The organism is Rothia gullae (assembly GCF_024294905.1).
GTDB lineage: Bacteria > Actinomycetota > Actinomycetes > Actinomycetales > Micrococcaceae > Rothia.
Window position 1 is genome coordinate 52,204 of sequence record NZ_JANCOC010000003.1, and the last position, 17,407, is coordinate 69,610.

The following is a 17,407-nucleotide window of genomic DNA, read 5'->3' on the forward strand; positions in this document are numbered from 1 at the left end:
GATCCCGGGACCTCCATCTTACCAAGATGGCGCTCTACCACTGAGCTATCGGGGCGTAGCGGTGGACGGGCTCGATCCGTCGACCTCACGATTATGAGTCGTGCGCTCTAACCAGCTGAGCTACACCGCCACATCATTAATACGTGCTCTTGCATGAATTAATGAGAGAGCCCCGACCGGGAATCGATCCCGGGACCTCCATCTTACCAAGATGGCGCTCTACCACTGAGCTATCGGGGCAACAGGTAAAACTATACAGGTCTTCAAGAATGCTCGCAAGCAGAGAAGCTATGGCATGCACCACATTTGATGTTTTCCTGTTCTCCGCACTGCCGCATGAGAGCCCAGCTTTGACCAGGAGCCCCAACGACTACCAGGCACCATCGCAACAGCTGATGCAAACACATATCAACACACAAATATATAAAGACCGGCAGGAGAGCTCATCGCTCCCCTGCCGGTCTTTGACTCATATGCGGATGACAAGGCTGCTAGCCGATAGCCTCAGCAAGCCTCTCCTACCGCAGATCCAGGCTTAGCCGGAATCTTAGTAGCGCTTGCCGCGGCCGCCGAAGTCACGGCCACCGTCGCGGTTACCGCGATAGCCGCCATCGCGGCGGTTATCACGGCCGCCGAAATCGCGACCGCCAAAGTCACGGCCACCCTCACGGCGGTTATCACGGCCGCCAAAGTCGCGACCACCGAAGTCACGGTCATTGCGCTTGCCCCCGAAATCGCGGCCGCCACGCTTGAAGTTGCGGTCACCGCCGAAGTCACGGTCACCGTCACGGTTGCCGCGGTAGCCGCCTTCACGACGGCCACCACCGAAGCTGCGGCCACCGCCGCCGCCCTTGGGACCGTTGTCCTTGCGGATGTTGATGAACTCGCCAGCAATCTTGGTGTCGCGCAGGCGATCGAAGAAGTCGCGGGGCAGGTCCTCGGGCAGGCCAACAATGGTGAAGTGCTGGCGAATGTCGATGGAGCCAATCTGGGAGCCCTTAATGCCACCCTCGTTAGCCAGTGCACCCACAATAGCGCCTGCAGTCACGCGGGAGGAACGGCCAACGTTCAGCTTGTAGTTGACCATACCCTCGTCGTTGTGCGCGCGCTTTGCCTTGCGGCCGCCGCGATCCGACTCCTCGTCAGAGAAGGGGCGGGACTTGCGGGCGATATCTTCGCTCTCATCGAGGAAGAAGGGTCGACCCTGCTGGGCGATAACAGCCAGTGCAGCTGCAATGTCCTCAGCGGTGGTGTCGTGCTCGTTCTCGTAGTCCTCGATAATCTCGCGGAAGAAGCTCAGGTCCTCAGACTCGATGGTCTCGGTAATCTGCTGTGCGAAGCGCTGCTTACGGGTCTCGTTCACTGCCTCTGCGGTGGGCATGTGCATCGGCTCGACCTTCTGGCGGGTTGCCTTCTCAATCTGACGCAGCATGTACTTCTCACGCGGGGTGACAAAGAGGATTGCGGCACCTTCACGACCTGCACGGCCGGTACGACCGATGCGGTGCACGTAGGACTCGGTGTCGTGGGGGATGTCGTAGTTGACAACCAGGGAAATGCGCTCAACGTCCAGACCGCGTGCCGCCACGTCGGTTGCCACGAGGATATCGATGCGGCCGTCACGCAGCGCGTCGACGGTGCGCTCACGCAGCTGCTGGGGGATGTCACCGTTAATCGCTGCTGCCGCGAAACCGCGCGCCTTCAGCTTGTCGGCAACTTCCTCGGTTTCCTTCTTGGTGCGCACGAAAACGATGATGCCGTCGTAGTTTTCGACCTCGAGTACGCGGGTCATTGCGTCCAGCTTGTGGGAGTGCATGACCTGCATGTAGCGCTGGGAGATGTTTGCGCTGGTGGTGGTCTTAGCCTTGACGCGAACTTCGGTGGGGTCGTTCAGGTACTGCTGAGCAATCTTACGGATCGAGTTGGGCATGGTTGCAGAGAAGAGCGCAACCTGCTTGCTGTCGGGGGTACCTGCGAGAATCTTTTCCACGTCTTCGGCGAAGCCCATGCGCAGCATTTCGTCTGCCTCGTCCAATACCAGGTACTGCAGGTTGGACAAATCCAGGGAGCCCTTCTCCAGGTGGTCGATCACACGGCCGGGGGTACCGACGACGACCTGCGCACCGCGGCGCAGACCAGCCAGCTGCGGGCCGTAGGGGGAGCCACCGTAGATGGGCAGGACGGTGAAGTCCTCCATGTGGGTTGCATAGGAGGAGAAGGCTTCTGCAACCTGCAGAGCCAGCTCGCGGGTGGGTGCCAGGACCAGAACCTGGGTGTCGCGGGAGATGCCATTGATGTCGGCGAGTTCAGCCATGCGGGACAGCGCCGGCAGTGCGAATGCTGCGGTCTTACCGGTACCGGTCTGTGCCAGACCGACTACGTCATGGCCGTCAAGCAGCAGGGGGATGGTCTGTTCCTGAATGGGGGACGGCTTCTCGTAACCGACCTCTTCCAGGGCTGCCAGGACGCGGGCGTCCAGGCCCAGGTCGGTGAAGCGTACGCCCTCTTCTTCTGCAGTGGTTTCTGCAGTAGCTTCTGCGGTGATTTCTTCTGCTTCTACAGCAGGGCTCTCAACGATGTTCTCGGTGATGTTCTCAGTGGTCATAACGGTCTCTGCCTCGGCGTTCAGTTCGGCCGGGGTAGCAGTATTCTCAGTCAATTTTTCCTCTATACGGTAGGGGTGGAAGCGCACGCTTTTCGGCGCTTACCGGGTGTCCCCTTCACGGCCCAGCCACACATCATCCCCTGGGGAGTAGAACGTCCAGGGGTCCTCCATTACCGGCGCATTCTGCAGAGGTGTTCTGCGGATGCTGCGGGTAGCGGCTTTTGCTGGGGGTGGTCTTGAATTTCTCGGCACATTATCCAAACGCCTGTTCGTACTCTACGCTTGGCGCACAGTAGTCCCTGTGGATCAGGGGGTGTACAGGGTGGGTAATGCTCACATGCAATGTCACGTATTTCTGGTGGTTCGCCTTCCCGCTTACACAGCGGTGGTGTGTCTGTTACAGCAGACGCAGCAAAGACGCTGGACCAGAGATCGTCAAAAGAAGCCCGCGTGTACGGTGTAAACCGCAAGTTTATGGGGCGTATCAATCGGTGATGGTGAGTACGGCGCACCTACAATTCCAGCACCACCTTGGGTGCCGGGTGCGCACAAGACCTTCATCGGGGGTTCCCGTGTTCTACCTAGTCTACCTTAGCGGCACCCTTTTAACCCCAAAAGGTGCTTAAAACCTCATCCCTTAACAGCGAGCGCCCACCCTCACAGCCGGAGGGCGGGCGCTTTTCAGGCACGTATCGTGCCTATGTAGTCCTCGGATTAATCTACGCGACGCACAATATCAATCGTGCCAACGGTCGCGTACTTAGCGTAGGAGCGGCCGTAACGGTCAGCTGCGTACTGCGCGGCGTTGGTCGGAGGGTTGCCGCCCCAGGAGTTGCTCATGCGGTCGATGACCACGTAATCGGGTGCGGGCTTGCCGGTGTGTCCAATCCAGTAGACGGTACGACCGGGAATTAGCTGGGTCAGAATCGACAGGTCAGATGCGACCGATGCCCCTTCGGGTACCTTCTGCAAGGCCTCCTGCTTCATCTGGTCAGTCGTAGTCAGCGCGGAGGCGGTGAACTGCGCATTACCCAGGGATGCGAGGGGCTGCTGGGGGCCGGGCACAAAAATCACGGACGTGACAAGGAAGAGCGCCGCGGCGGGTAGAGCCCATACGGGCATGCGGCGTGCCATGGCGGTGAGGCGGCCAGGCTCAGCCGCTGTATCGGTCTCCTGCACGGAGGCGCTATCGGCTACTCGCGCATCCAAACGCACCGGAATCGTGGCGGGAACCACGCCGTAACGTATCCGCATGACGGCGTCGAGCAGGGCGAGGAAGACGACGGGCATGAGCACGAGCGAGTAGTGCCATGTGCTTGCCCAGTAGGATTCCATGGTGGAGAGCAGACGCCATGCAAGGGTCGGCAGGGCAATTGCCGCGAGCGGAGAAATCACCCAGAGGACTGCTCCGGTAATGAGCAGCAGGCCGAGGGTTGCCAGCTTGGTGTTGTTGCTGAGCATCTGCAGTGCTGAGCCGAAGGGGTCGCCCAGGGCCGCGGAGAAGTTCACCTTGTCAGCGTAGTCGAAGTTTCCGCCGCTATTGAAGTAGGGCAGGATCACGTAGACGGCAACAACCGACCAGAACACACCCCACATCATGACCATGGTGGATTCAGCGACGGCGGGGGTGCGCGCCCAGGAAGAGTAGAGCTGATGCACGCGGACTCGCATGGCGGCGGGGGTGCCAGCGGAGAGGCGCGGCATCAGAATGTCTACGGCGGTGCTCAGCCAGCCGGTGCGGATAAAGATGATGAGGCCGATGGCTGCAACAGTAATACCCATATCTTCTTTGACGAAGGCAATGGGTAAAGCCCACCAGCAGGCGTAGGCGAGGTAGCGTGCGCGTTCGGTACCGCTCACTCGCGAGGCAAGCACCAGGTAGCCGAGGCTCATGGCGAGCAGCGGCACGGCGAAGGCTACTTCGTGGAATTGGGCGGCGATAGCTTGCTGAACGCCGAAGCTGAGGGCGAATCCGGCGCCGAGTAGCAGACCGGTGAGGGTCGGGATGACACTCTGCGCAGGTTCGTTCTTCTGCGCGTCCTCAGTTTTCTGTGCACCCTCAGTCTTCTGGGCGAGCGCGAAGGTACGCTGAGTGAAGCGCACAATGGCGAAGCTTGCGAAGGCGACCAGGGCGTTCTGCACGACCAGTAGCGTGGTCGGCGAGGGCAATAGCGCGTAGACGGGTCCCAGGAGCACCAGAATCGGGTGGAAATGGTCACCCCAGAGGTTAAAGTCGGGCCCCTTAATGGGCACGATGGGCACGGAGAAGTGCGAGTACGCCTGCGCCATCTGGGTGAAAATCGCCAGGTCCCAGGAGGGCGTAATCCAGTGCTTCACCTGCTGCAGCGAGTAGTAGGTGTACAACGCCATGACGGCGGCGGCAAGCAGCAAACCGGGTAGTAGTTCGAGGGGGCGGATACTCTTGACGCGCTCGGTGAGGGACTGACGCGGCTGTTTCTTGGAGTGCTGAGTACGGCCCGCACTGGCGGCGGCGCTGTTCTTCTGTTCAGGTGCGTCAGTATTCGAGGATGCTTCTTGTGCTTCCGCTGCCATAGGCGTCCTTCTCTCAGGGTGTGTCCGGGCTACATGCGCCCTTGTGAACGAGCGGAACGCATAGCCTGTGTTGTGCCGGTGGCGGAGTTTACGTTCGTTCTCGCTCTACCCTTTAGGGTATCGCATTAGTGGCGTGCCTGCCCTTCCTGCACTTTTTGTATCTTGGTCCGCAATTATCTGCCCCGGATACTACTGCCCGGTTCGGGCGCATAGACTGGTGTGGTGAGTACGTTTCCTTCCTCAACCCCCGGTGGTACGACCCCCAATGGTACGATCCCCGGTAGCCTCCCGGTAGCGGGTGTACGGCGCATCCGGCACCCTTTGGCGGCAGCTGGTGTACCCTATGCGCCGGCGCTTGCGGATGTTCTTCACGAACCGCGCGTTCAGGTTCGTACTCTCTCCCCCGCCGCTTCTCACCTTCCCGGTGCCCTGGCTCCCGAGGCGTGCGAGGTTGTGATTGAGCCGCATGTTCCGGTGCAGCTGGCACAGACTTTGGGGTCGTTGCGCCGCGGCGCTCAGGATCTTTCGTATCGTGCGCTGAACCGCGCGGATGGTGCCGAGAGAATCTGGTTGACGGCTCATACGCCGTTTCACGAGTTCCCGGTGGTGCTGTACGCCGAACGTTTGGCCCAGCCAGCCGAGCTTCCCGAGGCTCTCCCCTGCCTGCATCGCCTGCTGATGCGCCCGGTGCGTATTCGCATCTGGGTTTCTTATAGTGCCGCAGATCAGCAGATGCAGGCTCGAGCCGATCTTCAGGCACTGGCACAGGAAATGACATATTGGCTGGGTTTGCACGACCCCGCAGAGCAGTTCGGCGCTCTGCCTTCTTTTGAGTCTCTTCCGCCGCGTGTTCAGCAGGCGTGGCGACAGAATCCGGGGCTCCGTCTCAGCGCCTCGGGGCAGCTGGACCGGCAGATGCTCAACGCCATTGTGGAGCAGCGCATCACCCAGACCGAAGCGTTCAGAACCCTGGGCTGGGTTCTGCGAAAGTACGGCTCCCCCGCCCCATCGACCGGGTTGGGGCACCAGCCCGAAGGCATGCGCGTCTACCCAAGCGCCCGGACCCTGACGACGATTCCTACCTGGGATTGGCATCGGGCGGGCGTTGATAAAAGCCGCTACGATGCCGTGTACGCTTACGCTCGTTCCGCCGAGTCTCTGAAAAACATTGCAGCAGAAGGCGACGTGGCGCTACTGGCGCGGAGCCTACACACTGTGCGCGGCGTGGGCCCGTGGAGTATTTCCGAGGCACTGCAACGCGTGTGCGGGCACCCGGACGCCATCAGCGTGGGCGACTACCATCTGGCGCACGCAGTCGGTGAGCTGTTCACTGGTCAGCGCACCGATGATGTGGGAATGCTCGCCCTGCTGGCACCTTACAGCCCCCATCGGCAGCGCCTGGTGCGGCTCATGCACGCTTCAGGCTTTTCGAAGCAGCGCTACGGGACGCGCATGACCATTGAGGATCACCGCGGCCGCTAACGCTCCCTCACGAGGTTAAAAAGGAACGGGGCGCCCCAGCCGGTTGTACCGGCAGGTGCGCCCCGTTCAAGCTCTTTGGTGGTGGTGAGCTTACTTCTTCTCTGCAGAGCCCTCTGCTGCTGCGATTTCTGCACGGACCTTATCCATGTCAAGCTCGCGGATCGAACCGATCACGGTCTCCAGCTGGTCTTCGCGCAGTGCGCCAGCCTGCTGGTAAACCAGGATACCGCCACGGAAGCCCATGATGGTGGGGATGGAGGTGATGCCAGCTGCCTGAGCGAGCTGGCCCTGGTCCTCGGTGTCAACCTTGCCGAAAACGATGTCGCCGTGCTTCTCCGAAGCCGCCTCGTAGACGGGGGAGAACTGCTTGCAGGGACCGCACCAATCTGCCCAGAAGTCCAGGAAGACAATGTCATTGCTCTCGACGGTAGCAGTCAGGTTCTGCTGAGTAATTTCAATAGTAGCCATGAGATAAAGCTACACCCTCAAGACCCCAATCGCTAATTGTTCGCCCTGGGATTCAAACATTGTGAAAGATATGACAAATTGTGGTCATAGTAAATACTGTTTGCGGCTTTTTCAGCCGGTTCACGGGCGTGTCGCGAATACTCGGGCGAACACCCCTGCATCTGATTCTGGAGGCGCCCGACCCGGCAGGCGAAAGCCCCCGCATGGAGCTCTCCCTTCCCTCCCGCAGGAAAGCCCCTCGCGAGCATCAGGAAAATACGGGTGCAACCACGGAAGACCGCTGCGGGAGCCACCCTGAAACTGGTTTTAGATACACAAAAGCCCGGTTACTTTCGTAACCGGGCTATTTGTGGCAGGTGAGGGATTCGAACCCCCGTAGGCAGTGCCAGCTGATTTACAGTCAGCCCCCTTTGGCCGCTCGGGTAACCTGCCGCCTAGCTAGGTGCCAGTTGCTCGCTCAAGCGAACAGAGACTACTCTACAGCACTTTTAGGGACTTGTACACTTCACATAGGGTTTTGTGATGAAGGTTATATATCTGGTTATATTTATCGTCTTTTCGTCACATCAGAGCGTCGATGCACGCTCACCGCGCATCCATATCTATCGCGCATATCTATCGCAGCGCCCGCGCCCTCATCCTAATTGAATAAAACCCTCATGAATAAAGCCGTGAATAAAGCGAACGCCTGCAGCAGCCTTAGAAGGAGCGGGACGGAATGTCGCCATCCTGCTCAAGCAGAAGAACAATCTCCAGGTGCTCCAGATAGCGGCGCGCTTGCTCCACAGTACACATGTCACCGGCAATCTCACGCTCCAGGTCACGGCGAACGCCATGGAAACGTGCCACCAGCGAAGGCTCAGTCAGAGTAATACCAATGCCTTCAAAAGAAGAATGCATAGACTCTTCCGCATTCAGGTCAAGATAAATATCGTGGTGGTCAGACTCGTTGAGGCGCTCAGCCTCAGGAATACCTTCGGGCTCAGCCCCCAGAGAGGTATGCAAGTCAATGAAGAGCATGGTTTGCAGGTCGCGAGCTTCCTCGCTCGTGCGTGCATCCGTTGCAGACAGGTTATGAATAGTCATATCTCTATTGTCCTCTTTTTAGGTTAGTAACACCTGTAAAACAGGCCTGTATTTCTGTTAGTTAGCTGTGAACAAGAGCCCCAACCCGGTAGGCTAGTACTAACCGGTGCCAGTAGCACCTCATTCACGAAAGGAAAGCCCATGGCTAGCGAATCGTCATTCGACATTGTGTCCAAGGTGGACAAGCAGGAAGTTTCCAACGCACTGCACCAGGCGCAGAAGGAAATCTCCCAGCGTTACGACTTCCGCGGCGTTGGCGCAGAAATCGACTACTCCGGCGATAAGATCCTCATCAAGGCAAACGCCGAAGAGCGCGCACTGGCAGTGCTCGACGTTTTCCAGTCCAAGCTGGTCAAGCGCGGCATCTCCCTGAAGTCCCTGGACTCCGGCAAGCCCTACGCATCCGGCAAGGAAACCCGCATCGAGTGTTCCATCAAGGAAGGCATCGCGCAGGATCAGGCAAAGAAGATCTCCAAGATGATCCGCGAAGAGGGTCCCAAGGGCGTAAAGGCGAACATCCAGGGCGACGAGCTGCGCGTCTCCTCCAAGTCCCGCGATGACCTGCAGGAAGTCATTGCAATGCTCAAGTCCGCTGACCTTGAGATTGACCTGCAGTTCGTCAACTACCGCTAAGCCCATGCACCCCCACCCCTGATGGGCGAGGGGAGGCGACTATAAGCCGAAATGTAAAAATCCTCTACACAAAAATCCTCGGGGTTGGCTACTTCCACAGTAGCCACCCCGAGGATTTTTGTCTGCCAACCCGTCATCGCGGGTCACAATCGTCACGTCTGGTCATATTCGTACATCGTCATATTCGTACAGCGTCACATGCATACAGCGACACACTCGCGCTCGGATGATTCAGCGAAGAAAAAGACTTAGTACTGCCCCATCTCACGAGCCTGCTGCTGCAGACGCGCAATACGCTGATCCATCGGCGGGTGAGTAGAGAGCATGTTCTTCAGCGAGCCGAAGGGGTTCGCAATCATCATGGCGCTCGCCGCCTCCGTGTTGCGGTTATTCGGGTCCATCGGGTACATGGATACGCCGCTCTCCAGCTTGTGCAGTGCCGAAGCCAGAGCCAGCGGGTCGCCGGTCAGACGTGCACCATCCTCGTCGGCATCAAATTCACGGGTGCGGCTAATGGCCATCTGAATGACCTGCGTAGCAATGGGAGCCAGCATGGCAACCACAAACATGGCAAGGGGGTTGGAACGTTCACCATCGCGGTTGGAACCACCGAACATCGCACCAAACGAGAGGAACTGAGCGACAGTACCGATAATGGAGGCGATACCCGCCGCCACCGAAGAGGTGAGGATATCGCGGTTGTACACGTGCATCAGTTCGTGACCGAGCACGCCGCGCATCTCGCGCTCATCCAGCAACTGCAAAATACCCTCAGTACAGCACACCGCCGCATTCTGCGGGTTACGACCGGTCGCAAACGCGTTCGGAGTCATGGTCGGTGCCACGTAAAGGGCAGGCATGGGCTGACCCGCACGGAAGGAAAGCTCCTCCACGATGTCATAAAGCACCGGAACCTCTTCACGGCTGACCGGGTAGGCATTCATGGAGCGCAGGGCGAGCTTATCTGAGTTCCAGTAGGTGTACGCAACCGAAGCCAAACCGAACAAACCCATAATCCAGATGAAGATGGAGGAGCGGAAGCTCACCGAGAGCAGACCACCAATGAGCAACATCATGCCCACCATGGAGCCCATCAGCAGGGCAGTTTTAAATCCATTGTTATGACTGTGCATGGGTATCCTCCTAGACAAATAGGTCAGCGTGTACTTGACTCTATAGAATACGGGCAAGCACCCGCCAGCGCACCATATGGCGCTCGGATTCACCCAGAGCGTCACCGGCGCACTGAACTATGCGGGAGGGGTTAGGGAATAGCACCAGGGATATTCACTAGGGGCACTTGCTCCATCACCTGCGCCGTAGCAGTCGGGAAAATACCGAGTAGCAGAATCGTGCCATAAGCGCCCAGGAAAAGGGTGAAGAGCAGACCAAGCATCAACTGCCCCTCCAGATCAAAACCGGTGGTAGTACTGCGGTATTGACCGTAAATCACCGGAGTCACAATGGGTACGCCAAAGAGCAGAACCATCAGCAGAATGTAGATGGGGTTTGTAAAGTCGTACACCATGACCCTATCCTCCTTGATGGTGATCGCCGGTGCGGGTTACTCTAGGTTCTTTGATTGTACGGCATCTTTTCAGGCCCTCAGCAGGGGTGAGGAGAAGCGCCACAGAGTGGATGAAAAGGACGCTCCATCGGCTTATTATGAGTTTTTCATAAAATAATTATGAATTTCTCATAATAAGGTGTAGACTTATACCTATGACCGACGCAAAAACAACCCAAGAAGCAAAGACAACGCAGCTCCACGAGCATCAAAATAACAGCCCCGGATGCGCCCACACCATCGGCCTGCCCATGCTCTCCGCAATGAGTCCCGAACAGCTCGAAGAAGCATGGACCACCGGTCTGCGCACCAAGGGCCGCCGTGTCACCAAGCAGCGCCTCGCAGTACTCCACTCAGTGCAGGAGCACCCGCACTCCACCGCCGAGACCATCGTGCAGGCAGTCCGCGAGCGCATCCCCGCCATTACGGTTCAGTCGGTCTACGTCATCCTCACCGATCTGACCGATATCGACCTGCTACGCAAGTTTGAGCCGCCGGGAACCCCCGCACTCTACGAAACCCGCACGGGCGACAATCACCACCACGCCTTCTGCGTACGCTGCGGCAAGGTCGAAGACGTGGACTGCGCGGTCGGCTCCGCGCCCTGCCTCACCCCCAGCGATTTTCACGGCATGGCGCTCTTCAGCGCAGACGTGCTCTACCAGGGCGTGTGCGTAGACTGTCAAACTGAGGCAGAAGCAGAACTGGCGAACAGCCAGGTGCAAGCCGCAGCGAGCGTTCAGCACTAACGAACCACATTCCCACACCTTACTCCGGGCGTGAAACAGCGCCTTGGTGTTCGTTAGCTGCACCCTAAAACAGGAAGAATGCTCGTCGAAAACCACATAGCATCACCAAAAACACAAGGAGAAGCAAATATGTATCAGACCCCGCAGAACCCCATTCATCCCGGTTCTTACACCACCACGAGCACTGGCACGCCGGTAGCTTCAGATGATCATTCGCTCACCGTGGGCGCCGATGGTCCCATCGTTCTGCACGATGCTTACACTGTTGAAAAGCTCGCTCAGTTCAACCGTGAGCGTGTGCCCGAGCGTGTGGTGCACGCAAAGGGAACCGGCGCATACGGCTACTTTGAAACCACCGAAGATGTTTCGCAGTACACCCGTGCGGCGCTCTTTCAGCCGGGCGTTAAAACCGAGCTACTGATTCGTTTCTCGACCGTGGCTGGCGAATCCGGTTCCCCCGATACTTGGCGTGACCCGCGCGGTTTCGCGGTGAAATTTTACACCACCGAAGGCAACTACGACTTGGTAGGTAATAACACTCCTATCTTCTTCATTCGCGATGCCATCAAGTTCCCCGACTTTATCCACTCGCAGAAGCGTATGCCCGGTTCGGGTCTGCGCGATAACGACATGCAGTGGGATTTCTGGAGCCTCAATCCGGCATCGGCGCATCAGGTAACCTGGCTGATGGGCGACCGCGGCCTGCCCCGAACCCTGCGCCATATGGATGGCTTCGGCTCGCACACCTACCAGTGGATTAACTCCGAAGGCGAGCGCTTCTGGGTTAAATACCACTTCAAGACCGAGCAGGGCAACGAGTTCTTCACCCCGGCTCAGGCCGATGAAATGGCGGGCAAGGATGCTGACTTCCACCGCCGCGACTTGCGCGAGGCTATCGAGCGTGGCGACTACCCCGCCTGGACGCTCTACGTGCAGATTATGCCCTACGAGGACGCGAAGACCTACCGTATTAACCCCTTCGATCTGACGAAGATTTGGCCGCACTCGGATTACCCGCTGATCAAGGTGGGCCGCATGGTGCTGGATCGCAACCCGCAGAACTTCTTCGCCGAGATCGAGCAGGCGGCCTTCTCCCCCTCGAACTTTGTGCCCGGTATCGCGGCTTCACCCGATAAGATGCTGCTCGGTCGTATCTTCTCCTACCCGGATGCGCATCGCTACCGCATCGGCACCAACTTCGCGCAGCTGCCGGTGAACGCACCCCACGCGGCGCCGGTGAACAACTATTCACATGACGGTTCGATGCGCTACAACTTCAACGACCCCTCCGTTCCCACTTACGCACCAAACAGCCTGGGCGGTCCGCATGCGGATGCGGAGCGCGCTGGCGAAGGCAGCTGGGAGTCTGATGGCGAGTTGGTACGCACCGCCTACACCCTGCGTCCGGATGACGATGATTTCTCGCAGGCACGCACCCTCTACGAGGTAACCATGAACGACGAAGAACGTGAACGCCTGATCAGCAACATCTCCGGTCACGTAGGTGCTGTTCGTTCCGACGAGATTCGTGAACGCGCGTTCCAATACTGGGATAGCGTTCACCCTGAGCTCGGTTCTCGCGTTCGCGAGGCCGTAGCAGCCGCCGCATCTGGTTCGTAAGATACGGCAGCGTCTGTTCCCCTGTAGATTCAAGAACATGACGCACGGCTGCAGCATGGGGCCGGTGACTTTCAGTAAGGTGGAGTCACCGACCCCATATTTTTAACCCGTTTGCAGGATTACAACCCTCTCCAAACACAAAATCGCCCGGAAGAGATAACACCGTATGGGTGTTTCTTCCGGGCGATTTTAGCGTGACAGATTTTATGAACTATGCGGGTGCACTAGCACCAGCGGGAGAAGCGCCGAAGACCGCTTCCTGTTCACGCACAATCTCCAGCAGCTCACGAATCTGCGCCGCGCTCAGCACGGCGGAGGGGTTAATCGCGTTCACCTTCACGCTCGGTGCACCAATATCCAGGGCGTAACGCAGAATATCCAGGGCGTTCGCCAAACGCACCTCAATATGCGGGTCCAGTGCCGCAATTTCAATGGCGGAGGTGAACACCAGCAGGCTCTGCGGGTTGCCGTTCTCATCCGGGTCAAACACGAAGGAGGTACCGGACGGGTCGGCGGGGTCAACGCCCACCAGCAGCACGGACGCCGGGGACACCAGCGAGCCGAGCAGCATCTGCATGTTGTCCTGCACCAGCGCCATTTTCGCGCCATCATTGCGGGGAGAAGTGACAATCCACTGCACCTGAGCACGCTCAATGTAGCACTCGTGATCGGTGCCGGGGTCAACCACAATCAGGTCCAGCGCCTCATTGTTGAGGAAATCAATGAAGACTTTCATCGCCGGTTCGCGCAGAATCAGCTCGTCGCCCTCGGATTCCTGACGGACGTAGCTCTTACCAATGTGCTCGGAGGAGGAGAATACGCACAACGCCTGCATGCCGGTCTCAGGCATGCGAATGACCTGGTGGGCCAGCACGGATTCGGGGCCTATTGCATCCGTCTCGGAAGGAATCAGCAGGGAGCCGGTCGCATCGAGCAGAACGTCACCACCGAGCATCGTGCGGACCACGTTAATGAGGGTTCGCTCCTGCACATCGTTACGGAAGGTCTCCAAGGCAACAACCAGGTACGGGTTCGGAATCTCGTGCTCGCTCGAAGACAGTGACTCTGCGGCAGTATGGCGTGCACGGCCCTCCATACGCTCACGAGCCCACTGAGGTATACGTGAAGCATCGCGAGGGAACTCAGCCAGGTGCTCACGCACGTCAGTTGCGGTCAGGGTGCCTTCATTCTTCCAGCTGGCGGGCTGATCGTCACGGTTGTAGGAGGCACCCACGCTGAACTGCGGGTTGGGCCATCCAGTTGCCGCCACCACGATGGAGGCGGTAAACCAGGTGCCGCGGTTACCGTCGTAAGCGGCACGCTGCAACTTGCGGACCTCAGCAATGATGGGTGAACCGTCCTTGAGTGGGCCGATAGTGCCAATGAACTCTTCACCGTCACGGAATTCACGCACACGCACAAAAATCTGACCTGCCAAAGGCTTGACGTCCAGCACCATTTCGCTCCAGCCGGGGTCAACACTAACGACGTCCAGCAACCAGCTTCCAATGTTGTTCAACGCATCCTGGATGCGCGCGGCACGGCTACTAGTCTCGGCGAGGCGGGGTTCAGTCATAGTTCATACATCCTTGAGTGTGAATACGGCGCGGCTGGAAGCATCCGTGTTCGGTCGTAGTGTCGGCTTACAGGGTGCCGGAAGAAGCCGTCCCTTCGATTCTAACGAACACGGGCACTCCACGCAGATAGTTTACGCCGAAAGATATATGCTCCATCTCTCTTTCCAAGCTCTTGGACACAGCTCAATCAGGCACCTTAAAGCCCAATACGTCTAAAGCGCACGCTAAAACCGGGTATACACGGCATAGTGAACGCTAAAAGGTTGATAATCTTGAAGCATGACGAATTCTCTGCAGGACCTTATCGACGCATCAATCTTTATCTCCACCGAGTACCAGGCTCGACTCGCCGAGCTCGTGGGTACCTCCGAGTGGAACGTGGATTTCACCTCCCAGTCTCTGGATTTTGAGACCACTCCCCCGCTCTCGCTCAAGCCGCACCTGCTGGGCACCGAATCCGAGAACCGCGGTACTTGGATTTGGTCTTGGCAGCAGCTGGGCTACTTCCCCGACTCTGTTGTTTCTGCCGCTATTCAGGCGCGTGAAACCGGTGAGCGTGACGGCCTGGTTGAGCTGACCACCGACGAACTGCCCCTCTCCGAGTCTCTGGCACGCCGCCTGACCCTGGCAACCAAGACCATCAGCGGCCTGTACGCACACTACCCGTTGCCCGCAGGCGCTGGCGTGCGCGCATGGACCCTGTTGGAGGGTGCCGCACTAACCCTCGAGGCACCGACTTACAAGGGTATTGGCCGCGTCATTGCTAAGACCCTGCAGAGCGAAGAGGTACACAACCAGGTTCTGGCAGTGGACTCCTACGCTCAGCAGCGTGGCTTCCACATTGCCTGGGACACCGAGGCAACCGCCGTGCTGACCGCAACCGACGGTGCCCTGCGCCTGTGGTTCGACGAGGGCCGCATCAGCGGCATCGAGCAGGCTGAACCTCAGGTTGGCCCGGAGGTTCTGGAGCAGTGCGCAGCCGCGGCCGCACAGCGTCGCGAATCCCTCGCCGCACTGCGCACCGAGATTGAGCGCGTGGCAGCCGCAGAGGCAGCCGCTCAGAACGCACAGCGCGAGCAGGAGGCAGCAGAACGCGCCGCCGCACGCGCCGAGGCTGAGGCTGAGCGCGCCGCACAGCCCGAAGAGGCTCTGGCAGCTCAGGAGGCACCCGTTGAGGTTGCCGGCGTTGAGAGCACCGAGGACCTCTACCCCGCCGACGAGGCTCCCTTCGGTCAGGATCCGGCAGAGCACACAGAGCCCGGCCTGGTCACCGTGGATACCCTGCCCCGCGAGTACGAGGCAGAAGAGACCGATCAGGTTCGCGTCTACACCGACGACTCCATCGGTGCCGAGCAGCCCGAGTACGAGACCGTTGAGGCTTCCGCAGAATACGCTGAGGAGCCGGTCACCGCTGAGACTGCAGCTGAGCAGCCCGTCGAGGTTGAGCAGAAAGCAGCAGAGCAGGAAGTAGCAGAGCAGGAAGTAGCAGAGCAGGAAGCAGCAGAGCAGGAAGCAGCAGAGTACGAGGAGCAGCATGTGGAGCCCATCCGCAACGCTGGCGCAGCTCCCGACCTGCAGGCAGAGCACGAAGAGGCAGCCCGCCGCGAGCAGGAAGAAACTGCACGCCGCGAGGCAGAGCAGCCCAAGAAGAAGGGCTTCTTCTCCCGCTTCTTCGGCCTCTAAACCGAATACGCAAAATTCCTCAGGCGCGGTATCCTCGTGGTACCGCGCCTGAGGCGTGCCCGGCAGGTAGAGTCCTCGGTGCGCATCAATGCCCCTGCTGGCACATCCGGACGACTAGCATTAGAAGAACTTAACCGAAGAACTTAGCTCAGAAGAAGAAACTATGGCAGAAACACAGAAGCACACCACCCGCAACGGGTTTATCACCATCATCGGCACCTACATTATTTGGGGTCTGCTCCCCCTGTATTTTGTGGTGATGGCACCGGCAGGTTCTATTGAGATTGTCGTGGCGCGTGTGGTCTTCTCCCTCATCTTCTGCGCCCTGCTGCTGCCGATTTTGAGGGTGACTGCGGACTTCCGCCGCACGCTACGGGACCGCCGCATCATGCTGGTGCTAACGGCGGCATCATTCCTTATCTGCGCGAACTGGCTCATCTACGTGATGGCAACGACCAGCGGCCACACCATTGACGTGTCCCTGGGATATTTCATTAACCCGTTGGTCTCCGTGGTGCTGGGCGTCATCTTCCTGCAGGAGCGCCTACGCCCGGCGCAGTGGGTATCCGTGGCGATTTCCTGTATCGCGGTGCTGATGATGAGCCTCATCTACGGTCAGGTACCGTGGACGGGTCTGGGTGTAGCGTTCTCCTTCGGCATCTACGGTCTGCTGAAGGCACGCGTCGCCCACGATGTCAGCCCTATTATTTCGCTGTCTCTAGAGACTTTCATCCTGGCGCCTCTGGGCATAGCAGCGTTGCTTGTGCTGAACGCGCAGGGGCAGATGACTCTCTTCAGTGAGGGTCCCGGACATTTCTGGCTCCTCGCCTCCACCGGCGTGGTCACCGTTGTGCCGCTCATACTCTTTGCCGCGGCAACCAAGCTTCTTCCGCTATCCGTCATCGGCATGGTGCAGTACCTGGGTCCGACTATCCAATTTGTTCTGGCGCTGACCATTCTGCACGAGCAGATGAGCGCCGATAAGGTGCTGGGTCTGAGCCTCATCTGGGTCGCGCTCATCATTTTCACTGTGGATGCGGTGCGTTCCTCCCGCGCCTACCACGCCTCCGCGCTGTCCGACCCGGAAACCGGCATGATCCCGCTCGTGCAGGCTGAAGACGTACAGAGCAAGTAGCTCTCCACAACCCGGATAAAACACAGCCCCGCACAAAACAAAGTGATGCTCCGCAGACGTTAGCCTGCGGAGCATCACTTTATATCGCGTTCACACTCTAAAGCTCAGACCCCTGAGCTTCAGCAGCAGCATCGAGAGCATCCAGATCCGGATGACGGTGCAGGTTCAGCAGGGCCAAACCCAGGCCACCCCAAATGATCAGGATTGCCACAATGAGCATCACAATTGCGGAGATAGACATAAGGGCTC

At 58.8% G+C, this 17,407-nt stretch carries 14 protein-coding genes and 4 tRNA genes (1 of these 18 cut by a window edge); 6 read left to right on the forward strand and 12 right to left on the reverse strand.

From position 1 onward, the window contains the following. The 5 genes from NML54_RS02890 to NML54_RS02910 all read right to left on the reverse strand — a co-directional run. A tRNA-Thr gene (locus NML54_RS02890) sits at nt 1-55 on the reverse strand (it extends 117 nt beyond the left edge of the window). A gap of 1 nt (nt 56) precedes the next feature. Further along, a tRNA-Met gene (locus tag NML54_RS02895) sits at nt 57-130 on the reverse strand. Nucleotides 131-168: 38 nt separating this feature from the next. Beyond that, nucleotides 169-240 (reverse strand) — tRNA-Thr (locus NML54_RS02900). A gap of 307 nt (nt 241-547) precedes the next feature. Then, nucleotides 548-2,659: a DEAD/DEAH box helicase gene (locus NML54_RS02905; RefSeq protein ID WP_254755829.1), complete on the reverse strand. Its 2,112-nt coding sequence runs from the start codon at nt 2,657-2,659 to the stop codon at nt 548-550. A 660-nt stretch (nt 2,660-3,319) separates the two neighbouring features. Further along, nucleotides 3,320-5,158 (reverse strand): DUF2079 domain-containing protein, encoded by a 1,839-nt coding sequence (locus NML54_RS02910; protein WP_254755830.1) that lies wholly within the window; start codon nt 5,156-5,158, stop codon nt 3,320-3,322. Between the two features lie 222 nt (nt 5,159-5,380). Between NML54_RS02910 and NML54_RS02915 the strand changes: the two genes are divergently transcribed. Continuing rightward, entirely contained in the window at nt 5,381-6,640 is a 1,260-nt protein-coding gene (locus NML54_RS02915) for a DNA-3-methyladenine glycosylase family protein (protein WP_254755831.1), read from the forward strand. Between the two features lie 90 nt (nt 6,641-6,730). Here NML54_RS02915 and NML54_RS02920 read toward each other — a convergent pair whose 3' ends face one another. The 3 genes from NML54_RS02920 to NML54_RS02930 all read right to left on the reverse strand — a co-directional run bounded on the left by NML54_RS02920 (nt 6,731) and on the right by NML54_RS02930 (nt 8,194). Next, a complete protein-coding gene (locus tag NML54_RS02920; RefSeq protein WP_254755832.1) occupies nt 6,731-7,108 on the reverse strand; it encodes a thioredoxin family protein in 378 nt (125 codons plus the stop codon). Nucleotides 7,109-7,458: 350 nt separating this feature from the next. Continuing rightward, nucleotides 7,459-7,540 (reverse strand) — tRNA-Tyr (locus tag NML54_RS02925). 267 nt (nt 7,541-7,807) lie between these two features. Then, on the reverse strand, nt 7,808-8,194 hold the full coding sequence (locus NML54_RS02930; RefSeq protein ID WP_254755833.1) for a hypothetical protein: 387 nt from the start codon (nt 8,192-8,194) through the stop codon (nt 7,808-7,810). 141 nt (nt 8,195-8,335) lie between these two features. Here NML54_RS02930 and NML54_RS02935 point away from each other — a divergent pair, with 141 nt between their 5' ends. Then, complete coding sequence (locus tag NML54_RS02935) at nt 8,336-8,827, forward strand: YajQ family cyclic di-GMP-binding protein (RefSeq protein ID WP_005504808.1); 492 nt, start codon at nt 8,336-8,338, stop codon at nt 8,825-8,827. A gap of 248 nt (nt 8,828-9,075) precedes the next feature. On the opposite strand, the gene htpX is transcribed toward NML54_RS02935, so the two are convergent. Both htpX and NML54_RS02945 read right to left on the reverse strand, forming a co-directional pair. Further along, nucleotides 9,076-9,960: a zinc metalloprotease HtpX gene (htpX, locus tag NML54_RS02940; protein ID WP_254755834.1), complete on the reverse strand. Its 885-nt coding sequence runs from the start codon at nt 9,958-9,960 to the stop codon at nt 9,076-9,078. Between the two features lie 131 nt (nt 9,961-10,091). Next, the gene (locus NML54_RS02945) at nt 10,092-10,355 is read right to left on the reverse strand and encodes a hypothetical protein (RefSeq protein WP_070685756.1); all 264 of its coding nucleotides are present in this window, start codon (nt 10,353-10,355) and stop codon (nt 10,092-10,094) included. Nucleotides 10,356-10,549: 194 nt separating this feature from the next. On the opposite strand from NML54_RS02945, the gene NML54_RS02950 reads away from it, so the two are divergent. Both NML54_RS02950 and NML54_RS02955 read left to right on the forward strand, forming a co-directional pair. Further along, the gene (locus NML54_RS02950) at nt 10,550-11,143 is read left to right on the forward strand and encodes a Fur family transcriptional regulator (protein ID WP_305882352.1); all 594 of its coding nucleotides are present in this window, start codon (nt 10,550-10,552) and stop codon (nt 11,141-11,143) included. A 129-nt stretch (nt 11,144-11,272) separates the two neighbouring features. After that, nucleotides 11,273-12,763 (forward strand): catalase, encoded by a 1,491-nt coding sequence (locus NML54_RS02955; RefSeq protein WP_254755835.1) that lies wholly within the window; start codon nt 11,273-11,275, stop codon nt 12,761-12,763. Nucleotides 12,764-12,974: 211 nt separating this feature from the next. Here NML54_RS02955 and NML54_RS02960 read toward each other — a convergent pair whose 3' ends face one another. Beyond that, nucleotides 12,975-14,339 (reverse strand): SseB family protein, encoded by a 1,365-nt coding sequence (locus NML54_RS02960; RefSeq protein WP_254755836.1) that lies wholly within the window; start codon nt 14,337-14,339, stop codon nt 12,975-12,977. A 280-nt stretch (nt 14,340-14,619) separates the two neighbouring features. Here NML54_RS02960 and NML54_RS02965 point away from each other — a divergent pair, with 280 nt between their 5' ends. Together NML54_RS02965 and rarD are read left to right on the forward strand one after the other, a co-directional pair. Further along, nucleotides 14,620-16,023: a DUF6882 domain-containing protein gene (locus tag NML54_RS02965; protein WP_254755837.1), complete on the forward strand. Its 1,404-nt coding sequence runs from the start codon at nt 14,620-14,622 to the stop codon at nt 16,021-16,023. A gap of 163 nt (nt 16,024-16,186) precedes the next feature. Beyond that, complete coding sequence (gene rarD, locus NML54_RS02970; protein ID WP_254755838.1) at nt 16,187-17,158, forward strand: EamA family transporter RarD; 972 nt, start codon at nt 16,187-16,189, stop codon at nt 17,156-17,158. Nucleotides 17,159-17,255: 97 nt separating this feature from the next. Here the strand turns inward: rarD and NML54_RS02975 are convergent, their stop codons facing one another. After that, nucleotides 17,256-17,399: a methionine/alanine import family NSS transporter small subunit gene (locus NML54_RS02975; protein ID WP_005508316.1), complete on the reverse strand. Its 144-nt coding sequence runs from the start codon at nt 17,397-17,399 to the stop codon at nt 17,256-17,258. Between the last annotated feature and the right edge of the window lie 8 nt (nt 17,400-17,407).

Coding starts and splice junctions, on each gene's coding strand:
- NML54_RS02910 (WP_254755830.1), bottom strand. CDS start 5,158: ATGGCAGCGGAAGCACAAGAAGCATCCTCGAATACTGACGCACCTGAA.
- NML54_RS02920 (WP_254755832.1), bottom strand. CDS start 7,108: ATGGCTACTATTGAAATTACTCAGCAGAACCTGACTGCTACCGTCGAG.
- NML54_RS02930 (WP_254755833.1), bottom strand. CDS start 8,194: ATGACTATTCATAACCTGTCTGCAACGGATGCACGCACGAGCGAGGAA.
- NML54_RS02935 (WP_005504808.1), top strand. CDS start 8,336: ATGGCTAGCGAATCGTCATTCGACATTGTGTCCAAGGTGGACAAGCAG.
- htpX (WP_254755834.1), bottom strand. CDS start 9,960: ATGCACAGTCATAACAATGGATTTAAAACTGCCCTGCTGATGGGCTCC.
- NML54_RS02945 (WP_070685756.1), bottom strand. CDS start 10,355: ATGGTGTACGACTTTACAAACCCCATCTACATTCTGCTGATGGTTCTG.
- NML54_RS02950 (WP_305882352.1), top strand. CDS start 10,550: ATGACCGACGCAAAAACAACCCAAGAAGCAAAGACAACGCAGCTCCAC.
- NML54_RS02955 (WP_254755835.1), top strand. CDS start 11,273: ATGTATCAGACCCCGCAGAACCCCATTCATCCCGGTTCTTACACCACC.
- NML54_RS02960 (WP_254755836.1), bottom strand. CDS start 14,339: ATGACTGAACCCCGCCTCGCCGAGACTAGTAGCCGTGCCGCGCGCATC.
- NML54_RS02965 (WP_254755837.1), top strand. CDS start 14,620: ATGACGAATTCTCTGCAGGACCTTATCGACGCATCAATCTTTATCTCC.
- rarD (WP_254755838.1), top strand. CDS start 16,187: ATGGCAGAAACACAGAAGCACACCACCCGCAACGGGTTTATCACCATC.
- NML54_RS02975 (WP_005508316.1), bottom strand. CDS start 17,399: ATGTCTATCTCCGCAATTGTGATGCTCATTGTGGCAATCCTGATCATT.